The following is a 19,200-nucleotide window of genomic DNA, read 5'->3' on the forward strand; positions in this document are numbered from 1 at the left end:
GCAAGGGGAGGTGCCCGGCCGACCGGGGCACGGCCGACCGGGCACCAGGGGGATTACTTCTGGTCCTGTCGGGTGCTGAGGACGACCGTGCGGTCACCGAGCGGCGCGTCGAGCTTCGCGGTGAGCGGCGGGTAGCGGATGTCCATCGTGCAGACCGGCTGGTCGAGCGGCGTGGTCTCGACCAGCACCACCTTCACCAGCTGGGCGTTCTGCTCGACGATCTCGACGCTGGCCTTGCCGCAGCCCGCTTCCTGCGCGATGACGCCGAGCACGCTGCCGTCACCCTCGGTCCACGTGGTGGTGGGGTTGCCCTCGGGGACGGCGGTCGCGTCGACCTTGGTCTTGGGCACTTCCTTGCCACCCGGCGGCACGGGGCTCTCGAACTCCGGCTCCTCGGCGGAGGGTGAGGTCGGTTCGGCCGACGTGGTCAGCGTCGGCCCACCTTCGCCAGGACCGACTGGCGTGGACGTTGCGCAGGCGGCGAGCACGACCAGCAGCACACCCGCGCCGATAACGGTTCCAAGGCTTCTCATGCACCGAGGACGGACCAACCCGCCTCCCGGGTTGCCCCCCCGTTCTTCACAGTTACCCAACCCAGTGAACCGAGAGTCCAACGTTCAACGCGCGAGAGTCCAACGCTCACGACCCCTGAGTTCAACGCTCGCACCGACCGTGCGGTATGCCGAGTGTTGAACTCAGGTGTGTTGAACGTTGGACTCTCGCGGCGTGAGCGTTGGACTCTCGCGTTTGCGGTGGTTACTGGAGGGATTTGGTCAGGCCGGTGATGGCGTGGCGGAGGGCATCGAGGCGGGCGGAGGAGGCCAGGCCCGCGTGGTACAGGTGGAACTCCTGGACGCCGGCCTCCGCGTAGGCCAGCCACTCCCCGAGCAGCTCGTCGCCGTCCGCCGGCTTCGGCGGCAGGGCCAGCACGTACGCGGCAGTGCGCACGTCGGCTTCGGCACGCAGGGCGCGGATCGCGGGCAACGACGCCTCCACGCCAGGCCAGCACGTCAGGGTGAGGACGTCCACGTCGGCGTCCACGCCCCCGGCCACCGTGGCGAACGGCCCGGTGCCCCACGGGTCGGCCGTCGCGTGCACGGCGATGCGCGTGGACGGCGACGTCGACCTGATCAGGCCCACCAGCTCACGCCGGAGCGAACGGGACAGGTCGGTGCGCACCGAGCGCACGCTGTCCGCCTGAGGGCCCAGAGCCTCTTCGACGCTGGTGGCTGCGTTGTCGACCCCCGCACGCACCAGCGCGCGCAAGCCCTCGGCATCGTCGTAACGCCGTACGCAACCCGCGCAGAAGCACAGCGACAGCAGCTTCTGCTGCACGGCCGACCAGTCCGCGCCATCGGTCTTCTCGTGGTGCCCACCGTGGAAGAACCCCAGCGGCCCGCACGCCTCCAGCACGATCCCGTCCGGCCGCCCCTGCTCCAGCACCTCGGACACCAACGTCCGCGCGTACTCGACCACGTCGTCGTTCGACGGGCACAGCGCGTACGGGTACAGGTCGCCGAAAGCGTTGCGCACCGCCACGTCCGGGTGAGCGTCGCCCAACCGACTGCTGTGCGTCAGCACGGTCCACGCGTACACCGGCAACCCGGCGGAACGCAGGGCGTCGGAGGCCGCGGTGTAGGAGTCCGGACCGTCCATCCAGGACGGTTCAGCGGGCACCAACCGCTTGCCCCGCCACGCCTCCGCCCGCACGGGCAGGTAGAACGCCGCGTGCCGCGCGTCCACCATCCGACGCGAAGGGTGGAACGGCGTCGCGGCGCGCACGGTGTGGTACGACGCGGCGAGCGCCACGGCGTCCACACCCAACGACGCGACCCGTTCGACAGCGGCCGGGTCGCCCACGACATCCCAGGGGTACAAGTGCGCAACGGTGGTCACCACCGGGGGCGCTTCCTCTCGTAAGACGGGTCGTGCTTCTGCATGTAACCGGTGTCATCGCGCTGCACGAGGCCGCACGTCCGGTAGTTCTCCGCCAGCCGTGCCAACGCGTCACGGTCCAGCTCGACACCCAGCCCCGGCGCGGTCGGCACCGGCACCGCCCCGTCCACGAACGTGAACGGCGTCGTGATCACGTCGTCGGCGACGTTCCACGGGTAGTGCGTGTCGCACGCGTAGTTCAGGTTCGGCGTGGACGCGGCGAGGTGCGTCATCGCGGCCAGGCTGATGCCCAGGTGCGAGTTGGAGTGCATGGACAGGCCGATGCCGAACGTCCGGCAGATCCCGGCCAGCTCCTTCGACCGCGACAGCCCACCCCAGTAGTGGTGGTCCGACAGGATCACCTGCACCGCGCCCACCTCCACCGACCGGGCGATGTGCTCGAACGCGATCACGCACATGTTCGTCGCCAACGGCATCGGCGCACGTGCCGCGACCTGCGCCATCCCGTCGATCCCGGGCGCCGGGTCCTCCAGGTACTCGACCACGCCGTCGAGCTCCTCGGCGACCTTCAGCGACGTCTCGGGCGTCCACGCCGCGTTGGGGTCCAGCCGCAGCGGGTGGTCCGGGAACGCCTCGCGCAGCGCGCGGATCGCCTCGATCTCCTGCTCGGGCGGGTACACGCCGCCCTTGAGCTTGATCGAGCCGAACCCGTGCCGCTCGACGAGCACCCGGGCCTGCGCCACGATGCCCGCCGGGTCCAGCGCCTCGCCGAACTCGTCCGGTTCCGCGCCGGGGTGGCCGGCCCACTTGTAGAACAGGTACGCGCTGTACGGCACGGCGTCGCGCACCGCGCCGCCGAGCAGGTCGCTCACCGGGCGGCCGAGCGCCTTGCCCCGGATGTCCCAGCACGCGACCTCGAACGGCGAGAACACCCTGTCCACAGTGGACTCGACGGTCAGCGGCCCGGTCAGCCCGTGCCGGTCGGACCCGGCCTCGCCGCCCAGCGCGGTCGCGATGCGGGAGTGCATCTCGTTCAACGCGTGCACGTCCAGGCCCACCAGCGCGGGCGCGGCCGTGCGCATCCGGGTCAGGTGGCCGAGGTCGCCGTAGCTCTCGCCGAGCCCCGAGATTCCTTCGTCGGTGTGCACCTCCACGATGGTGCGCAGCGCCCACGGCTCGTGCACGCCCACCGAGTTCAGCAGCGGCGGGTCTCGGAAGGCGACCGGGGTGATGGTGATGTCGGTGATCTTCATGCGGCCAGGCTCCGACCGGCGGCGACGACCTTCTCCAGTTCCGCCACGTGCTCGGGCGTCGGGTCGAGCAGAGGAGCGCGGACGCCGCCGACGTCGAGCCCGGTGGCCCGGACCGCCGCCTTCACCAGTGACACGGCGTAGCCCGGCACCTTGTCGCGCAACTCGACCAGCGGCTTGTAGAACTCCAACAGGTACCGGTTGACCAACGCGGCGTCACCGTTGCGCACGGCGTGGTAGAAGCCGAGCGAGATCTCCGGCGCGAAGCAGAACACCGCCGACGAGTACAGGTCCACGCCGATGCCCCGGTACGCGGGCACGGTCAGCTCCGCGGTCGGCAGGCCGTTGAAGAACTGGAACGGCTTCTCGACCGCCGACCGCACCGCGAGCACGATGCGGTGCAGCAGGTCGATGTCGCCGAGCCCGTCCTTGAACCCCACCACGGTCGGCAGCGACGCGACCTCGACCGCCGTCTCCGGCGTGAAGATCGCGTTGTTGCGCTGGTAGACGATCAGCGACAGGTCCGACGCGCCCGCCACCTCCGTCACGTACCGGACCAGCCCCTTGGCCGGGTTGGTCACCAGGTACGGCGGCAGCAGCAGCAAGCCGTCCGCACCGACCCGCGCCGCGGCCTGGGCGATCCGCTTGGCAGTCGGCAGCGGGCCGCCGACGCCCGCGAACACCGGCACCCGCCCGGCCGTCGCCTCGACCGCGACGGCCACCGCCCGTTCGACCTCCGCCGGCTCCAACGCGTGGAACTCGCCGGTACCGCAGGCGACGAACACGCCGCCCGCGCCCGCCGCCACCCCTCGCTCGACGTGCTCGGCCAGCACGTCCTCCGCGAGCGCGCCGTCCGCGTCGAACGGCGTCACCGGGAAGAACAGCACCCCATCCAGTTGCATACCCAGACCTTCATCCCTTGATCGCTCCGGTGGTGATCCCACGCAGGAAGGACATTGCGTTTCCTCGCGCGGCAGCGCACAGGCGGCGAGCGCGCTGACGACGAGGTGGAGCAGCAGGGGCACCATCGGCGCTGATGAGCGAGTCCCCGCCGACGTGGCAGTGGTTCGGGAGCGGTTCCGTGGGGCGGCACCGACGTCGGCGCCGCCCCACGGGGTGGGCAGCGACGGCACCGCCGCCACTAGCCGTCGCCCCCACGTCTCGGAGGGTGTCGACCGGGGTCACCGGGCCACCCTGGGTGAATGGACGGGCCAAGTCCAGGTGTTGCGCAACCCCGGGCGTTCGCGGGGGTTCACCGGTTCGGCGCAGGCCTCCGCAGGCCCGCCGCGGGCGGGGTCGGCGTCGGCGCGGAGCCACGCGCCGGGAGACTTGACGCGGAACTCGGGTGGCCTCGCGGCGCGGTGCGTCCGGGCCGGTGGCGGCACGTGGCGGTGCACCGCTCCGCTCGACGACCGGTACCCGCAGGTCGAGTGCGTGATGGGACCCGCAACGGTCACTACAGCGACGGCCGTGGCGCACCGGCGGGAGAGTGTCATGGACGGCGACTCCTGTTCACGGCCGTACTGTTCATATATATGAATTGCGGTCGTACTTGTGAACGTGTTGGCCGGACTGTAAGAATCGGCGCAGCGACGTGTCAAGTGCGTGTTGCCGGAACGTTTCCCGTGGAGGACTTGGTGACTGGACCCGCGTCACCCGCTCGGCCGAACGCGGTCAAGTCGGCCGATCGGACTGTGGAACTGCTCGAAGTGCTGTCGGCGTCGGACCGCCCGCTGACCCTGACCGAACTGCACCGCGAGCTGAGCTACCCGAAGTCGAGCCTCTACATGCTCTTGCAGACGCTCGTCGCCCGGGGCTGGGTGGAGCTCGACCCCACCCGCGGCACGTACGGCATCGGCGTGCGCGCCCTGCTCGTCGGCACGTCGTACCTCGACCACGACCCGGTGGTGCAGGTCGCCATCCGGGTGATGGAGCAGGTGCGCCGCGAGATCAACGAGACGGTCCACCTGGCGCGGTTGGACGGCGCGGACGTGGTCTACCTGGCCAGCCGCGAGTCCGAGCACCACCTGCGCGTGGTGTCCCGCGTCGGACGGCGGCTGCCCGCGCACTCCACGTCGCTGGGCAAGGCGCTGCTCGCCGCGCGCACGCCCGCCGAGGTCGACGCGATCCTGCCCGCCCGGCTGACGCCGTTGACGCCGAACACGATCATCGAACGCCCGGCGCTGCACGCGCAGCTCGCGGGGTTCCGCGCGGTCGGGTACGCGCACGAACGCGAGGAGAACACGCCCGGCCTGGGCTGCTTCGCGGTCGCGCTGCCCTACCGCAACCCGGTGCTCGACGCGATGAGCTGCTCGGTGCCGCTGGGCCGGCTCGACCCCGACCACGAGCGCCAGGTCGTCGAAGCGCTGCTGCACGCCGCACGCACGATCACCGAACTGCTGCGCCAGTTCGGCCGCTGATTCCGTTATCGCGAAAGGGCTCGACGTGACCGCACGAATCCTGATCACCGGCGCCGCCGGCATAGTCGGCACGCTCATGCGCACCCGGCTGGCCGCGCCGGACCGGACCCTGCGCCTGCTCGACATCGCGCCGCTGCCCGCCGCCGAAGACGGTGAACGGGTCGAGTTGGTGACGGCGTCGGTGACCGACCAGGCGGCGATGGACGAGGCGTGCGCGGGTGTCGACGCGGTGATCCACCTCGGCGGGCACAGCCTGGAGCGGCCGTGGGCGGAGATCCTGGACGTCAACATCAACGGCACGCACGTGGTGCTGGAGGCGGCGCGGCGGGCCGGGGTGTCCCGAGTGGTGCTGGCCAGCTCCAACCACGCGGTCGGGTACTACGAGCGTTCGGCCGGTGAGGCGGGCGACTACCTGTTCCCGAAGCCGGACACGTACTACGGCGTGAGCAAGGTGGCGTTGGAGGCGTTGGGCAGCCTGTACGCGTCGCGGTACGGGATGGACGTGATCGCGATCCGGATCGGGTCGTGCTTCGAGAAGCCGCGGGACGCGCGGATGCTGTCGACGTGGCTGTCGCCGGACGACGGCGCACGGCTGTTCGAGGCGTGCCTGTCGGCGCCGTCGCCCGGGTTCCGGGTGGTGTGGGGTGTCTCGGACAACACGCGGCGGTGGTTCTCGCTGGCCGAGGCGGAGGCGTTGGGGTACAAGTCATCCGATGACTCCGAGGTGTTCGCTTCGGAGATCCTGGCCGGTGGCTCGCCGGATCCCGATTCGCCCGCCCTGACGCACCTCGGTGGCGTGTGGTGCACGCCTGAGTTCGACACCGCGGTGAAGGAGGCCGGTCGATGAGCGGGAGCGTGCAGGGGTACAACCCCCGGACCGGTGAGCCGGTGGGTTCGCCGGTGCCGGAGACATCGGATGTCTCGGTGGACTCGCTGGCTCGTGCGGCCGAGGCGGCGTTCCCGTCGTGGTCGACGATGCCCGCGGTGGAGCGGGCTTCGGTGCTGGACGCCGTGGCGGATGCGCTGGACGCTTCGTCGGACGCGTTGGTCGAGGTCGCGGAGGCCGAGACGGCGCTGGGCGTGCCGCGGTTGACGACGGAGCTGAAGCGGACCACGAACCAGTTGCGGCTGTTCGGTGGGGTGTTGCGCGAGGGCAGCTACGTCGAGGCGACGCTGGACTCGGCGAACCCCGACATCATCCCGCCGCGCCCGGTGCTGCGGCGCATGCTCCGTCCACTCGGGACGGTCGGGGTGTTCGCGGCGTCCAACTTCCCGTTCGCGTTCTCGGTGGCGGGTGGCGACACGGCGTCCGCGCTGGCCTCGGGGTGCCCGGTGATCGTGAAGGCGCACCCGTCGCACCCGGGGACGTCGGCGGAGACCGCGCGGATCGTGGCGTCCGTGGTGCCGGTGGGTGTTTTCGGCATCGTGCACGGGCAGGAGGCCGGTGTGGCGCTGGTCAAGCACCCGGCGATCAAGGCGGTCGGCTTCACCGGTTCCACGGTGGGCGGTCGGGCGCTGTTCGACCTGGCGAGTTCGCGGCCCGACCCGATCCCGTTCTACGGCGAGTTGGGCAGCGTCAACCCGACCGTCGTCCTGCCCGAGGCCGCCGCGGCCCGGCCTGAAGGCTTCGCGGCCGAGTTCGTCGGCTCGCTGACCCTCGGCGTCGGCCAGTTCTGCACCAACCCCGGCCTGGTCTTCGCGCCGGAGTCCCTGGTCCCCGCATTGTCCGACGCCGTGTCGTCCGCGGTGGGCGGCCCGATGCTGAACGAGCGCATGTGCGACGCGTACCGGTCGGGCACCGATGGCTTGGCCTCGTCGGGGCTGGCCTCACTGGTCGCCGAGGGCACCGCGCCGACCGAGGGCTGGAGCGTCCCACCGCGCCTCTTCCAGGTGCCGCTGGCGACGTTCGCGGACAACCTGGAGAAGCTCACCGAGGAGCACTTCGGCCCAGCGGCGATCGTGGTGACCTACACCGATCCCGCCGACCTGGCGTCCGTCCTGCCGCACCTCCCGGGAACCCTCACCGGCACCGTGCACGCCGCCGAGTCCGAGCACGAGCCCGCCGCCCGCGTCGCCGAGTCACTGCGGCCGGTCGTGGGTCGGCTGATCTTCAACGGCTGGCCGACCGGCGTCGCGGTGGCGTGGGGAATGCACCACGGCGGCCCCTGGCCGGCCACCACCAACCCGCTGCACACGTCCGTCGGGGCCACCTCAATCCGCCGCTGGCTCGCACCGGTGACCTACCAGTCCTGGCCGGACCCCCTGCTGCCCGCCGAACTGCGCAACGACAACCCGCTGGGCATCCCACGCCGGGTGGACGGCGTGCTCGGGACCCACTGACCGATCGCCAACCGCCGGGCCGCCGCGCCCCACACGCCGCCGGCCCCGCCCCGCCCACGCCGCTGGGCGGGGCCGGCCAGGCCACTGTGCGAGGCCCGGCCGGGCCAGGCCACCTGGCGGTCCCGTGCACGCCACTGGGCGCGGCCGTCCACGCCGCTGAGCGGGAGCCAGCCAGGCCGCTTGGGCGAGGCCGGTCAGTCCGCTGGGTGGAACCCGGTCGTCCACGGCGGACCGGTCCGCCGTGGACGACCTCCACGCCGGCGCGGTGCAGTGCCGCTCCGACGTAGGCGCCGATGACTCCGGCTCCGAGAACTGCGACTTTCATGACGTCCCTCGCCTTCACCTCAATTGCATACAGTATGTTGTATGAAGTACGCGAGCGATAGCCCATGTGAGGGCCGCCGTGCCACCGACAGGCACCTGACCGGTTGAGCCAGATTGCTTATTGCATACGAAAATCTGTATGCTGAGATTCGGGCATTCTCGACACCTGCCCGAGGAGGCGACCGTGAGCCAGCCCGACGCGCCGCTGATCGGCGCGGGAAACACCCGCCGTGCGGCCCGCGACTCGCTGAGCAGCGCCGCCGCCCGGAAGGTCGAACGGCCCGCCCCGTTGCGCCAGGCCGTCTACGAGGCCCTGCTCGACCTGATCGTCAACCGAACCCTCAAGCCCGGGCAGCACCTCGTCGAGATCGAGCTCGCCGAACACCTGGGCGTGAGCCGCCAGCCGGTGCGCGAAGCGTTGCAGCGCCTGCAGACCGAGGGCTGGGTCGACCTGCGCCCGGCGCAGGGTGCGTTCGTGCACACGCCGACCGACGAAGAGGCCGACCAACTCCTCTCCGTGCGCAACGTCCTGGAGACCTACTCCGCCCGGCTGGCGGCCGAGCGCGCCACGCCGGAGGACGTCAAGCAGCTCCGGAAGCTGCAGAACGAAGGCGTCGCCGCGCTCAAGGCCAAGGACGTGGAACGGGTCGTCGCCGCGAACGCCGCACTGCACGCGTTCATCACGCAGCTGTCCGGCAACACCGTGCTGGCCGAGATGATCACCACCGTCGACCGCCGGGCCCGCTGGTACTACGCACCGCTCGCGCTGACCCGCGGCGAGGACGCGTGGACCGAGCACGCCGACATCATCGACGCCATCACCCTGGGCGAGCCCGCAGAGGCGGCCAGGGTGATGAGCCACCACACGGAGCGCACCCGCACCGCCTACCGCGAGCACCGGGACGCCACGCAGCCGAAGTGATCGGGACTACCCGCCCCGATCCGCGCAACGCCTGACTAGGTCCAGCTCACGGGCGCGATCGTGTCCGGCTCGGCGGGCACCGCGCAGGCCAAGAGGCAAGTCCTGGAAGCGGCGGGCGGGTCGGCAGGACGCCCGGTGAGACGGCCCGCCTGCTGCGGGAGCTGCTGACCTGACCCCGGTCACCACGAGTCGATGAGCGAGTCGTCGTGCCCGCGCCGCCGCCACTGCTCCGTGATGCGGCCGAGCCGGGACGGGGCGGCCATGCCGCGCAACATCGCGATCCTGCCGTCCCGGACCTCCAGCGCCACCACGCCCACGACCCGGTCGTCCACCACGGCGATCATGGCGGGTGACCCGTTGACCACGCCGGCGTGGACGGCCAGGGAACCGCCGAGCAGCCGCCGCTTCGCCGTGGACGGCTTGAACAGAGCCCGCGCGACGGCGGCGACCCGCTCGCGGTTCGGGTACTGCAGCAGCTTCTCGGCCAACCCGGCGCCATCGGAGAGCGCGGTCGCGTCGTCGGTCAGCAACGCCACCAGCCGCTCGGTGTGGCCGGAGGACGAGGCGGCGAAGAACGCTTCGACGATCCGGCGTGCGGCGGCCCGGTCCACCTCACCGGAGTTGCGCCCGGCGGCGACGTGCCGCCGGGCCCGGTGGGCGTGCTGCTGGCTCGCGGACTCGGTGATGTCCAGGATCCCGGCGATCTCGGCGTGGCTGTAGGAGAACGCCTCGCGCAGGACGTAGACGGCCCGCTCGACCGGCGACAGGCGTTCCAGGAGCATCAGCACCGCCAGGGTCACGGACTCGCGTTGCTCGAAGGTGTCCGCCGGGCCCAGCATCGGGTCGCCGTCCAGGAGCGGCTCGGGCAACCAGGCGCCGACCGCGCGCTCCCGCCGCGCCTTGGCCGAGCGGAGCCGGTCGAGGGACAGGTTGGTGACCACTTTGGTCAGCCACGCCTCGGGCACCTCGATGTGGTCGTGGTCGGCGGCCTGCCAGCGCAGGAACGCGTCCTGCACCGCGTCCTCCGCGTCGGCGGCCGAACCGAGCAGGCGGTACGCCAACGAGGCCAGCCGGTCGCGGCTGGCCTCGAAGCGCTCCACGGTCGCGGTGTCCATGGACGCCAGGCTAAGCAGTGACCGCTCCGGTCACGGGGTCGGCGGCGGTCGACAGGCGGTGCCTGCGGGTGGGCATTCCGAAGGTCGGGTAGCTCACGCTCAAGGCGGCGGTCCGGAGGATGGCCGCCTTGAGCCATGCCGCCGAACGACCGCCCAGCGCCCAGGACTTCGACCGCGCGGTGCCGTCCACCGCCTGGATGATCGCGTCCTTCCGGCCGAGGCTGATGTGGTTGCCGACGTACGGCAGGGACTTCGTCGGCACCTCCTTGCCGGTCAGGTCACCGATGATCGAGGCCATCGCCTGCCCCACGGTGTACCCCGCCGAAGCGCACGACATCGGCAGCGGCAGGCCGTTGTCCCCGATGGTGTGGACGGCGTCGCCGGCGGCGTAGACGTCGGGGTGCGAGACCGACCGCATCCGGCGGTCGACCAGGACCTGGCCGTTGTCGGCGACCGCGAGCCCGCTGGCCGCGGCGATCGGGTGGACGGCGAAACCCGCCGCCCAGACGGTCGCGTCGGCGGCGAAGACCCGGCCGTCCGCGGCGACCGCGCCCGTCCCGTCGACGCGGACGACGGTGCTGTGCTCGTGGACCTCGATGCCGAACCTGTCGAACGCCGCCAGCAGGTGGCGACGGGCCTTCCGACCCAGCCACCCGCCCAGCTCGCCTCGGGTGGCCAGGGTGACCCGGAGACCGGGCCGGGACTCGGCGATCTCCGTGGCGGCCTCGATCGCGGTCAGGTTGCCGCCGACGACCAGCACCTTCCCGTCGCCGCCCAGCTCGTCCAGGCGGCGGCGCAGGCGCAGCGCCGCCGGCCGTGCGGCGACGTGGAAGGCGTGCTCGGCCACACCGGGGACGCCGTGGTCGGCGACCGTGCTGCCGAGCGTGTAGAGGAGGGTGTCGTAGGGCAGCGAGTCGGTGCCCTTCCCGTCGACCACCGTGACGGTCCGGTGCTCGGCGTCCACCTCGGTGACGCGCGCCAGCCGCAGGCGGATTCCGGTGCCCGAGAAGACCTCGGCCAGCTCGTAGCGGCGCAGGTCCTGGCCGGCGGCGAGCTGGTGCAGGCGCAGCCGCTCGACGAAGTCCGGTTCGGCGTTGACGAGGGTGATCTCGACGTCGTCGGGGTGCAGGCGGCGGGCGAAGTTTCCAGCGGCGAAGGCCCCGGCGTACCCGGCGCCGAGGACGACGATGCGGTGCGGCATGTTCGTGCTCCTGTCTGGTTGCTCGCCCTCTGAACGGGACGGCGAGCCGATCCCTGACAGGGTTCGACCGTGACGTGGATCACCCCGGGTAACCGGGAAGGACGTCCGCTACGTCGCCCACCTGGGCGGCGGCCTCCACTTCGCCACCGCCATCAACGGCGAGTTCGGCTGGTAGCGGTCAGCGCAGGCGGTGGCGGCCCGCGCAGACGTTCGTCGACGTGCCGCGCAGGAAGCCGCCAGGGTCATGCCGACCTCCGCGGCCAGGTCGAAGTCGTCACCCGGCGTGCGCATGGTCACCGACAGGGCCTTGCCGTCGACCCGGATCTCCAGCAGCTCCTCCACGGTGGGGGTGTCCGCGCGGGCGTCCGCCACGCCGTCCACCACCCGCACGACCCGCCGGCTGCTCGTCACCCGTCCCTTGTGGACACTCCTCGTCTCGGCACAGCGCGGTGCACTCGGCCAGCAGGCGGCGCAACTGGGGTCCCTGGACCCGGTGGCACTGGCGGCGGCCAAGCTGGTCGGTTCCTGACCCGTGCTGTCGCGGTGGCCGGTTCCCGCGGACACGGTCACCCCGACAGCACGGCCGACCTCTGATGGATCGCGGCCACAAAGGGGGGTCGTCAGCCGAGGGCGTGCCGACTGGGTGAGCGCTGCCCGGAGTCCAGCCTCGGTGGGGGCCAGGCGCGATGGCTCGGCGGCGAAGCGCCTAGGACTCCGTGCGGCGGCCGATCACCTCCACCAGACCGACTTCACGCAATGCCGCGAGCAGCACCGACAGCTGGTGCGCGGTGCCCCGGGCAGCAGGTGGGTGGCCGCCATGATCGCGGCGTCCAAGACGAACGCCGGTACAGTTCGGCGAACCTCTCGTCCCATCGCTCCCGGTGTGCCTCGAAGGTGGTCGGCGGCTCCAGACCCGGCGGGGCCAGGGCGTCTTGGACCACGGCCAGGTAGCGGCCGGCCAGGCGCAGGGCCGGCGACCGCCCAGGTCGCCGGTCAGCGCGGCGACCAGCTCGGACCGCGCACCTCGTGGTCGAGGCGGCCGAGAGGTGGCGCTACCGACGTGCCCGAGGCGATCGGGGTCGGACGGTAGACGTCGTAGTGGTTGGTCATGTGGTTGATATCGCGGAGGGCCTGTTCGGCGGTGCTGCCGAAGCTCAGCGGAGCCCGCTTTGCGCGGAGTCGGACCGAGAGGTCATGGGGTTGCCAGGGCTTCGGTCGGGGAGAGGCGGCTGGCCCTGATCGCCGGGTAGAGGCCCGCGAGGGTGCCGATGACGGCCGTTGCGGCGATGCCGCCCAGCGTCGCCCAGGCCGGTACCACCGCGGGCCAGTCCTGGTAGGTGGCGTAGGCCGTGGTGACCAGGACGCCCAGGACCGCGCCCGCCGCACCTCCCAGGGCGGAGAGCAGGAGCGATTCGGTCAGGAACTGGGTGCGGATCTGGGATCTGGTGGCGCCGAGCGATCTTCGGAGGCCGATCTCGGCTCGGCGTTCCAGTACCGAGATGACCATGGTGTTGGCCACTCCGACGCCGCCGACCAGGAGGGCTACCGCGCCCAGACCGAGGAGCAGGGCGTTGAGGGTTTCGTCGGTGGCCTGTTTGGCGGCCAGGGCGTCCGAGGGCCGGGAGACCTCCACTTCGTCCGGGTGTTCGGGGTTGGCGGTGGCGGCCAGGTTGGCTTGGACGCTGTGCACCGCGTCCTCCCTGGCCCTGGCGTAGACCGTCGTCGGGTAGCCGTCGAAGCCCAGGTGTTCCCGGGCCACCGGCCAGCCGACCAGTGCGGCGGTGTCCAACTCCGGGGCCAGGGGCGCGGGGTGCAGGACGCCGACGACGGTGAACCACTCGCCGCCCAGGTGCACGGGTTCGTTCGGGGCGGCGACACCCAGCCGTTCGGCGGCTTTGTGGCCCAGCACCACGGCCGGGTAGCGGGCCGTGGCCTCGTTGAGGAAGACGCCTTTCGCGACCGTCGCGCCGACCGTGGCCAGGAGGTCGGTCCTGGCGGCCAGGACCGCGATGCCACCGGACTGGGTCTGCGGGATGCGGTCGTTGCGGTAGACGTGGGCGTCCACGACCTTGCCGGTCGCGGTGGCGGACAGGACCGGTGCCATCCGGCCGATCATGCCCACCGACTCGGTCGGCAGGTGGGCCTGCTCGCCGAACAGGGTCTGGCCCGGGCCCGCGGTCAGCAGGTTCGTGCCCAGCGCGGCGAGGCGGCGGTCGAGGTCTTCGCGGCTGGAGGTGGAGACGCCGACCACCGAGATCATCGCGGCGATGCCGATCGCGATGCCCAGCGCGGACAGCACGACCCGCGTGGGCCTGGCCCGCAGGCCCACGCCACCCACCCGCAGCACGTCGGCCGGTGAGAGGCGGGCCGGTCGCAGGTCACGCATCGCCCACCACCCGACCGTCGCGCACGTCCACCCGGCGCGGGAGGGTCGCGGCGACTTCCTGGTCGTGGGTGATGACCAGGACCGTGGTGCCCGCCTCGTGGAGGGAGCGCAGCAGCCGCAGCACCCCTTCGCCGGACTTGGAGTCGAGGTTGCCGGTGGGCTCGTCGGCCAGCAGCAGCGCGGGCCGGCCCACCACGGCGCGGGCGATCGCCACGCGTTGCCGTTCACCGCCGGACAGCTCGTGCGGGCGGTGGGTGAGCCGGTGCCCCAGGCCGACCGCCTTCAACGCCTCCACGGCACGTCGGCGCCGCTGCCCGACGCCCACGCCCGCGTAGAGCAGGCCATCGGCGACGTTGTCCACTGTAGACATACCAGTCGACAGGTGGAATTGCTGGAACACGAACCCGATCACGCTCGCGCGCAGGGCGGACAAGGCCCGGTCCGAGAGCTCGCGGACGGCGTGCCCGTCGATGCGCACCTCGCCGCGCGTCGGCCGGTCGAGCGTGCCGATGAGGTTGAGCATCGTCGACTTGCCGGACCCGGACGGGCCCACGATGCCGACCAGCTCGCCGCGCCCGATGGTGAGCGACACGTCCCGCAGGGCGACCACGCCCTGGTACTCGCGACCGACCTCCCGCAACTCCACGACCGGTGTCATCGCGGCACCCCCACTTCCACACCCTCGGCGATGCCCTCGCCGGTGACCTCGACCTGGCCGGCGGCGAACAGGCCCGTCTCCACCGGCAGGTACGTCGTGACGCCGTTCTCGACCACCTGCACGCCGTACTCACCCTCGCCGAGGGACACCAACGCGCCCACCGGCACCGCGAGCACACCTTCCTTGCGCTCGGACACGAGCAGGACGTCGACCGGGGCCGAGTCGAAGCGGCCCAGCGCACCCTGGTCGGCCACCGACACCACCACCTCGACCGTGGTCGTGGGTGTGGCGCCCGGTTGGGCCGGACCGCTGGTGGCGACGGTGCCCACCGACTCGACCACGCCGTCGACGGACTTGCCGTCCGGCAGGACGACGGTCGCGGAAACGCCCTCGGCCACCAGGTGCTGCTTGCCGACGTCGAGCGGCACGACGACGACCCGCGTGGTGCCCGTGCAGGTGAGGACCGGGCCGGTGGCACGACTGCCCGGCTGCGCCTTCAGCTCGGCCACCCGCACCTCGCCACCGGTGACCACGACGTCCGTCGCCTGCACCGCTCCCGTCTCCGGCACACCCAGCGCCTGCTGCCACGCGCGCACCGCCGTGGCCGTGCCGGTGGTGTAGGACTCGTCCACGGTGAACCCGCCGTAGCCGAGCGCCTGCAGGTTCTCCTCCAACTGCCGGACGTCCCCGCCCGTGGCGCCCGGGGACAGTGACCGGTAGGCGGGTGTCGCACCGAACAGCAGCACAACTGGCCGGTCATCCACCTCGTACACCGCCTGGCCACGCCCGATGACCGCACCCGGTGCGGGGAGCCAGGTGACCGTGCCCTGCGCGCCGACCGGCACAGGCACGGCACTGCCGTGGCTCAACGTGCCGGCGACCCGTTCGGTGCGGGTCAACGTCGTGGCCACCACCTTCGCCGTGGCCGGCGGCAGGTCCGCCGAGCTCGCCGGCACCGGGTCGGCGCCACCCAGGCCCAACGCCGCGACACCGCCGACACCCAGCACGACCGTCACGCCCACTCCCCACAGCACCCGCCCGCGCCCGCTCACCGGACCGACCCGCCGACTCGGCCCGACACACATCCGCTCATCGGGTGAACTCCAGCCGAGTACCGCCATCCGAGCGCGCTCATCGACCCAGCTCCGGGAGCTTCTCCCGGCACGCGTCCAGTGCCGCGCGGAACGCCGGGCTGTTCCGGTCGATGGAGCCCAGGCCGCTCAGCTTGCCGCCGTTCGGGTCCGGATCCGGGACGTCCACCCCGTTGTCCCGCATGCACTGCGCGAAGACGCGCAACTGCTCCAGCTTCTCCGGGTCCAGTTCGGACAGATCACCGCCACCGGGCAGGAAGGCCCGGCACGCCTCGCGGGCGCGGTCGAAGTCCGGGTCGGTGCGATCAACCTTGCCGAAGCCGCCCGATTTGCCGCCCGGCTCGGGGTCCGGCACGTCCACCCCGTTGTCCCGCATGCACTTCGCGAACTCGCGCGACCGCTCCTCCTGGCTCATCGCCGCGCTCGACGACGGCGCCGCCACCCCCTCACCACCCGTACCGCACGCGGTCAGTGCCAGAGCCAGGGCGGCCAGCACGATGCTGCGTCGCATGTTCCCTCCTTCGTTCGTCGGGAACAGTCGACCAGCGGCGCCATAACCGGCGCGTAACCGAAACTGCTTATGCGGAGGTTATGACCCCCGGCGCACGATGGACCCCATGCGCATCCTCGTGGTCGAAGACGAACCGACGCTGGCGTCGACCATCGCCGAGTGGCTGCGCCGCGAGGCGTTCGCCGTCGACGTGGTGCACGACGGCGACTCCGCGCTGGAGCACCTGTCGGTCAACGCCTACGACGTGCTCGTGCTCGACCGTGACATACCGCGCGTGCACGGCGACGTCGTGTGCCGCCGGCTGGCCGACTCGGGCGCCGAGACGCGGATCCTCATGCTCACGGCCGCCGCCGCGGTGCGCGACCGGGTGGAGGGGCTGGCCCTCGGCGCGGACGACTACCTGCCCAAGCCGTTCGCGTTCGTGGAGCTGTCCGCGCGCGTGCACGCGCTGCTGCGCCGGGTGCGCCCGCCGAACCCGCCGGTGCTCGAACGGGCGGGGCTGCGGGTCGACCCGGCCCGTCGCCAAGTCACCCGAGCGGGTGAGTTCATTCCCTTGGCCAACAAGGAGTTCGCGTTGCTGACCGAGCTGGTCCGGGCGGAGGGCGCCGTGGTGGCCACCGAGCACCTGCTGGAGAAGGTGTGGGACGAGCACATCGACCCGTTCACCAATACGGTGCGGGTCACCATGATGAAACTGCGGCGCAAGCTCGGTGAACCCGCGCTGATCGAGACCGTGCCCGGCGTGGGCTACCGGATCCCGTGATGATCGGGCGGTGGAGCATCCGGGGTCGGTTGACCGCGCTCTACGGCGGGCTGTTCCTGCTCGCCGGCGGCGCCCTGCTCGCGGTCACCTACCTGCTGGTGTGGCAGAGCCTCAACGGCAGGCTCCAGCCGTTCAGCGACGTGACGAGCCTGCGCCAGCTGCGCGAAGCGTCCTCCGACGCCGTGATCGAGGCCATCCGCACCGCTCAGGTCCGCTACCGCGACGAAGTCCTGGGATCTCTGCTCACCCGGGGAGGCCTCGCATTGCTGTGCGTGGCCGCCATCGCGGTGGCGTTCGGGTGGCTGCTGGCGCGCAGCGCGTTGCAGCCGGTGCACCGCATCACCGAGGCCGCACGGCGGATCGCGGCGGGCCAGGGGCTGCACGAGCGGATCCCACCGACCGGGCCGCGCGATGAGGTCTCCGAGCTGGCCGAGACGTTCAACGCCATGTTGGAGCGGCTGGACCGCGCGTTCGACGGGCAACGCCGGTTCGTCGCCGACGCGTCCCACGAGATGCGCACCCCGCTGGCCGTGAAACGGGCGCTCATCGAGGTGTCGATCACCCGACCGGGTGCCTCGGCGGACGCCAAGCAGCTCGGCACCGAGCTGCTCAAGGTCAACGCGCGCCACGAGCGGCTGATCGACGGCCTGCTCACGTTGGCCGACAGCGAGAACGAGCTCACCGAGCGCACCAAGACGTCGGTCTCCGACATCGCCGAGCACGTGCTGCTGCAGTCGCGGATAGCCGCCGAGCGGGCGGGCGTGGACCTGCACCACGAGATGGCGCCGTGCGAGGTCGTCGGCGACCCGGTGCTGCTGGAGCGCCTGGTGCGCAACCTGGTGGACAACGCGATCAGGCACAACCACCGGGGCGGGTGGGTCGACGTGAACGCCGGACCGGGTGTCCTGGCCGTGGCGAACACCGGTCCGAAGATCGAGCGGTACGAGGTGGAAGGGCTGTTCCGGCCGTTCCGCAGGCTGGACCGGGCCACCACGACGGGCGAACGGGGCTTGGGACTGGGGCTGTCGATCGTCCGTGCCATCGCCGCCGCCCACGGTGCGACGGTGACCGCGACACCGGGGGCGGACGGCGGGTTGGCGGTGACGGTCAGGTTTGCCGAAGTGCCGTGAGGAACGCCCGGAACGGGCGCTCCCCAAAGGTCAATCTGGGTCCTGGCCGTTTGCTGTCCCTGACGCTGGTCGTGCTCCGTCCCACGGCCAGCTCGACGCAGTTGTTCCCCGCGCCGGAGTAGGTGCTCTTGCGCCACGTCTTGTCGTTGTTCATGTGTCCTTCAGTGCGGTTGCCAGTTTTCTGATCAGCGAAGCCGACTCCTTGGGCGACAGGGCGACCTCGCTCACCATTTCCTCGAAGTGCAGCAGGTACTTCTGCACGTCGGCGCGATTGTCCACCCACTTGCCACCGCCCGCGTACTCCAGGTACACGGCCGAAGGATCACTGTCCTCGAAGCGGAGTGCGGTCGCGCCACCACCGGACATGGTTCCGTGGGCACCGGCGCCGAACGGAACCACTTGGATGGTGATGTTGTCCTGCTTGCCCTTCTCAAGCAAATGCGACAACTGCTCGCGCATGACTGTGGGATTGCCGACGATTCGGTGCAGGGCGGCCTCGTCGATCACCGCGTGCAGCCGTAACCCGGGCAGCCTGCGCTGCCGGTTCGCCAGTGCCGCGGTGACCTGCTCCACCGACACCGACGAGTCCATGAAGCGCTGACCCGCGAGCCGGATCGCCGCCGCGTAGGCGGGTGTCTGGAGCAGTCCCGGGATGACGATCATCTCGATGGTGCGCACCTCCGTGGCATCCGCCTCCTGCCGGGCGTAGGTCCGCGCCTCCGGGGTGAACGCGGCCGCGTACACCAGGCGGGTGCCGTCCTGCTTCGCGTCCTCCCACAACGCTTCCGCCTCCCTCCGTTCGGCATCGGTCGCGCCGTAGAGCCCGAGCAGCGCGCCCAGTTCGGTCCAACTCGGACTGATGTACCCGTTCTCCATCCGCGACAGCGTCGACTGCGTCTTCCGCGTCAGCGCGTGGTAGTCGATCTCGGTCTTGCCCGCCCGCTTGCGCAAAGCGTTGAGGAACTGCCCCAGCTTGCGCTTGCGTCGGGTTTGGACGGCTGCCATGCGGATCTCTCCTCGCTGGAAAAGAACTGCGAACACCCTAGTGCGGTTCCGCAGCCCGCTCTCTTTCACTCGATCGAGCGCCAAAAGGTGCATATTCTCCCCCTCACTCGTCCCCCGTCGGTTACCCCGCGGGCGGGGGCGGGCACCCGCGGGACGTGCCCGACGATCTGGACGGGTGATCAGCGCCG

At 71.4% G+C, this 19,200-nt stretch carries 19 protein-coding genes and 1 pseudogene; 7 read left to right on the top strand and 13 right to left on the bottom strand.

From position 1 onward, the window contains the following. Positions 1-53 precede the first annotated feature (53 nt). From B0I31_RS08415 to B0I31_RS08430, 4 genes are all read right to left on the bottom strand, one after another. On the bottom strand, positions 54-533 hold the full coding sequence (locus B0I31_RS08415) for a hypothetical protein (RefSeq protein WP_106614788.1): 480 nt from the start codon (positions 531-533) through the stop codon (positions 54-56). Between the two features lie 223 nt (positions 534-756). Beyond that, positions 757-1,878, bottom strand: a complete 1,122-nt coding sequence (locus B0I31_RS08420) for a hypothetical protein (RefSeq protein ID WP_245949765.1) — start codon at positions 1,876-1,878, stop codon at positions 757-759. 14 nt (positions 1,879-1,892) lie between these two features. Then, positions 1,893-3,149: a glucarate dehydratase family protein gene (locus tag B0I31_RS08425; protein WP_106614790.1), complete on the bottom strand. Its 1,257-nt coding sequence runs from the start codon at positions 3,147-3,149 to the stop codon at positions 1,893-1,895. Next, a complete protein-coding gene (locus tag B0I31_RS08430; protein WP_106614791.1) occupies positions 3,146-4,048 on the bottom strand; it encodes a 5-dehydro-4-deoxyglucarate dehydratase in 903 nt (300 codons plus the stop codon). The genes B0I31_RS08425 and B0I31_RS08430 overlap by 4 nt, the downstream gene beginning before the upstream one ends. Before the next feature lie 735 nt (positions 4,049-4,783). Here B0I31_RS08430 and B0I31_RS08435 point away from each other — a divergent pair. The 5 genes and pseudogenes from B0I31_RS08435 to B0I31_RS41615 all read left to right on the top strand — a co-directional run. Continuing rightward, positions 4,784-5,566 (top strand): IclR family transcriptional regulator, encoded by a 783-nt coding sequence (locus B0I31_RS08435; protein ID WP_073895339.1) that lies wholly within the window; start codon positions 4,784-4,786, stop codon positions 5,564-5,566. A gap of 25 nt (positions 5,567-5,591) precedes the next feature. Continuing rightward, positions 5,592-6,413, top strand: a complete 822-nt coding sequence (locus B0I31_RS08440; RefSeq protein WP_106614792.1) for an NAD-dependent epimerase/dehydratase family protein — start codon at positions 5,592-5,594, stop codon at positions 6,411-6,413. Beyond that, positions 6,410-7,906, top strand: a complete 1,497-nt coding sequence (locus tag B0I31_RS08445) for an aldehyde dehydrogenase (NADP(+)) (protein WP_106614793.1) — start codon at positions 6,410-6,412, stop codon at positions 7,904-7,906. Before B0I31_RS08440 ends, B0I31_RS08445 begins: the two co-directional genes overlap by 4 nt. Before the next feature lie 508 nt (positions 7,907-8,414). Further along, positions 8,415-9,152, top strand: coding sequence for a GntR family transcriptional regulator (locus B0I31_RS08450; protein WP_106614794.1), 738 nt, complete (start codon positions 8,415-8,417; stop codon positions 9,150-9,152). 51 nt (positions 9,153-9,203) lie between these two features. Next, positions 9,204-9,325, top strand: a pseudogene (locus tag B0I31_RS41615) (succinate--CoA ligase subunit alpha); the annotation flags it as partial. A gap of 6 nt (positions 9,326-9,331) precedes the next feature. On the opposite strand, the gene sigJ reads toward B0I31_RS41615, so the two are convergent. The 7 genes from sigJ to B0I31_RS08490 form a co-directional block, all read right to left on the bottom strand. Continuing rightward, on the bottom strand, positions 9,332-10,267 hold the full coding sequence (gene sigJ, locus B0I31_RS08460) for an RNA polymerase sigma factor SigJ (RefSeq protein ID WP_106614795.1): 936 nt from the start codon (positions 10,265-10,267) through the stop codon (positions 9,332-9,334). A gap of 10 nt (positions 10,268-10,277) precedes the next feature. After that, positions 10,278-11,468 (bottom strand): NAD(P)/FAD-dependent oxidoreductase, encoded by a 1,191-nt coding sequence (locus B0I31_RS08465; RefSeq protein ID WP_106614796.1) that lies wholly within the window; start codon positions 11,466-11,468, stop codon positions 10,278-10,280. Positions 11,469-11,576: 108 nt separating this feature from the next. After that, entirely contained in the window at positions 11,577-11,879 is a 303-nt protein-coding gene (locus B0I31_RS41620; RefSeq protein WP_181320063.1) for a fatty-acid--CoA ligase, read from the bottom strand. A gap of 781 nt (positions 11,880-12,660) precedes the next feature. After that, the gene (locus tag B0I31_RS08475) at positions 12,661-13,854 is read right to left on the bottom strand and encodes an ABC transporter permease (RefSeq protein ID WP_106614797.1); all 1,194 of its coding nucleotides are present in this window, start codon (positions 13,852-13,854) and stop codon (positions 12,661-12,663) included. Further along, complete coding sequence (locus B0I31_RS08480) at positions 13,847-14,512, bottom strand: ABC transporter ATP-binding protein (protein ID WP_106614798.1); 666 nt, start codon at positions 14,510-14,512, stop codon at positions 13,847-13,849. The genes B0I31_RS08475 and B0I31_RS08480 overlap by 8 nt, the downstream gene beginning before the upstream one ends. After that, positions 14,509-15,528: a peptidoglycan-binding protein gene (locus B0I31_RS08485; protein WP_181320064.1), complete on the bottom strand. Its 1,020-nt coding sequence runs from the start codon at positions 15,526-15,528 to the stop codon at positions 14,509-14,511. The genes B0I31_RS08480 and B0I31_RS08485 overlap by 4 nt, the downstream gene beginning before the upstream one ends. Before the next feature lie 115 nt (positions 15,529-15,643). Next, positions 15,644-16,114, bottom strand: coding sequence for a hypothetical protein (locus B0I31_RS08490; RefSeq protein ID WP_106614800.1), 471 nt, complete (start codon positions 16,112-16,114; stop codon positions 15,644-15,646). 106 nt (positions 16,115-16,220) lie between these two features. Between B0I31_RS08490 and B0I31_RS08495 the strand changes: the two genes are divergently transcribed. Next, the gene (locus B0I31_RS08495; protein ID WP_181320065.1) at positions 16,221-16,877 is read left to right on the top strand and encodes a response regulator transcription factor; all 657 of its coding nucleotides are present in this window, start codon (positions 16,221-16,223) and stop codon (positions 16,875-16,877) included. Then, positions 16,877-18,007: a sensor histidine kinase gene (locus B0I31_RS08500; protein WP_106614801.1), complete on the top strand. Its 1,131-nt coding sequence runs from the start codon at positions 16,877-16,879 to the stop codon at positions 18,005-18,007. Before B0I31_RS08495 ends, B0I31_RS08500 begins: the two co-directional genes overlap by 1 nt. Here B0I31_RS08500 and B0I31_RS08505 read toward each other — a convergent pair. Then, positions 17,985-18,161, bottom strand: a complete 177-nt coding sequence (locus B0I31_RS08505) for a DUF397 domain-containing protein (RefSeq protein WP_106614802.1) — start codon at positions 18,159-18,161, stop codon at positions 17,985-17,987. The two genes, B0I31_RS08500 and B0I31_RS08505, sit on opposite strands and share 23 nt — an antisense overlap. Continuing rightward, positions 18,158-19,105, bottom strand: a complete 948-nt coding sequence (locus B0I31_RS08510; RefSeq protein WP_245949766.1) for a helix-turn-helix domain-containing protein — start codon at positions 19,103-19,105, stop codon at positions 18,158-18,160. Before B0I31_RS08510 ends, B0I31_RS08505 begins: the two co-directional genes overlap by 4 nt. Positions 19,106-19,200 lie beyond the last annotated feature (95 nt).

Origin of the sequence: Saccharothrix carnea, from assembly GCF_003014735.1 — a bacterium.
Classification (GTDB): Bacteria; Actinomycetota; Actinomycetes; order Mycobacteriales; family Pseudonocardiaceae; genus Actinosynnema; species Actinosynnema carneum.

Excerpts from the sequence above, each read along its gene's own strand:
- B0I31_RS08425 (WP_106614790.1), bottom strand. The coding sequence starts at position 3,149 with ATGAAGATCACCGACATCACCATCACCCCGGTCGCCTTCCGAGACCCG.
- sigJ (WP_106614795.1), bottom strand. The coding sequence starts at position 10,267 with ATGGACACCGCGACCGTGGAGCGCTTCGAGGCCAGCCGCGACCGGCTG.
- B0I31_RS08495 (WP_181320065.1), top strand. The coding sequence starts at position 16,221 with ATGCGCATCCTCGTGGTCGAAGACGAACCGACGCTGGCGTCGACCATC.
- B0I31_RS08475 (WP_106614797.1), bottom strand. The coding sequence starts at position 13,854 with ATGCGTGACCTGCGACCGGCCCGCCTCTCACCGGCCGACGTGCTGCGG.
- B0I31_RS08490 (WP_106614800.1), bottom strand. The coding sequence starts at position 16,114 with ATGCGACGCAGCATCGTGCTGGCCGCCCTGGCTCTGGCACTGACCGCG.
- B0I31_RS08430 (WP_106614791.1), bottom strand. The coding sequence starts at position 4,048 with ATGCAACTGGATGGGGTGCTGTTCTTCCCGGTGACGCCGTTCGACGCG.
- B0I31_RS08415 (WP_106614788.1), bottom strand. The coding sequence starts at position 533 with ATGAGAAGCCTTGGAACCGTTATCGGCGCGGGTGTGCTGCTGGTCGTG.
- B0I31_RS08510 (WP_245949766.1), bottom strand. The coding sequence starts at position 19,105 with ATGCACCTTTTGGCGCTCGATCGAGTGAAAGAGAGCGGGCTGCGGAAC.
- B0I31_RS08445 (WP_106614793.1), top strand. The coding sequence starts at position 6,410 with ATGAGCGGGAGCGTGCAGGGGTACAACCCCCGGACCGGTGAGCCGGTG.
- B0I31_RS08500 (WP_106614801.1), top strand. The coding sequence starts at position 16,877 with ATGATCGGGCGGTGGAGCATCCGGGGTCGGTTGACCGCGCTCTACGGC.
- B0I31_RS08480 (WP_106614798.1), bottom strand. The coding sequence starts at position 14,512 with ATGACACCGGTCGTGGAGTTGCGGGAGGTCGGTCGCGAGTACCAGGGC.
- B0I31_RS08505 (WP_106614802.1), bottom strand. The coding sequence starts at position 18,161 with ATGAACAACGACAAGACGTGGCGCAAGAGCACCTACTCCGGCGCGGGG.
- B0I31_RS08465 (WP_106614796.1), bottom strand. The coding sequence starts at position 11,468 with ATGCCGCACCGCATCGTCGTCCTCGGCGCCGGGTACGCCGGGGCCTTC.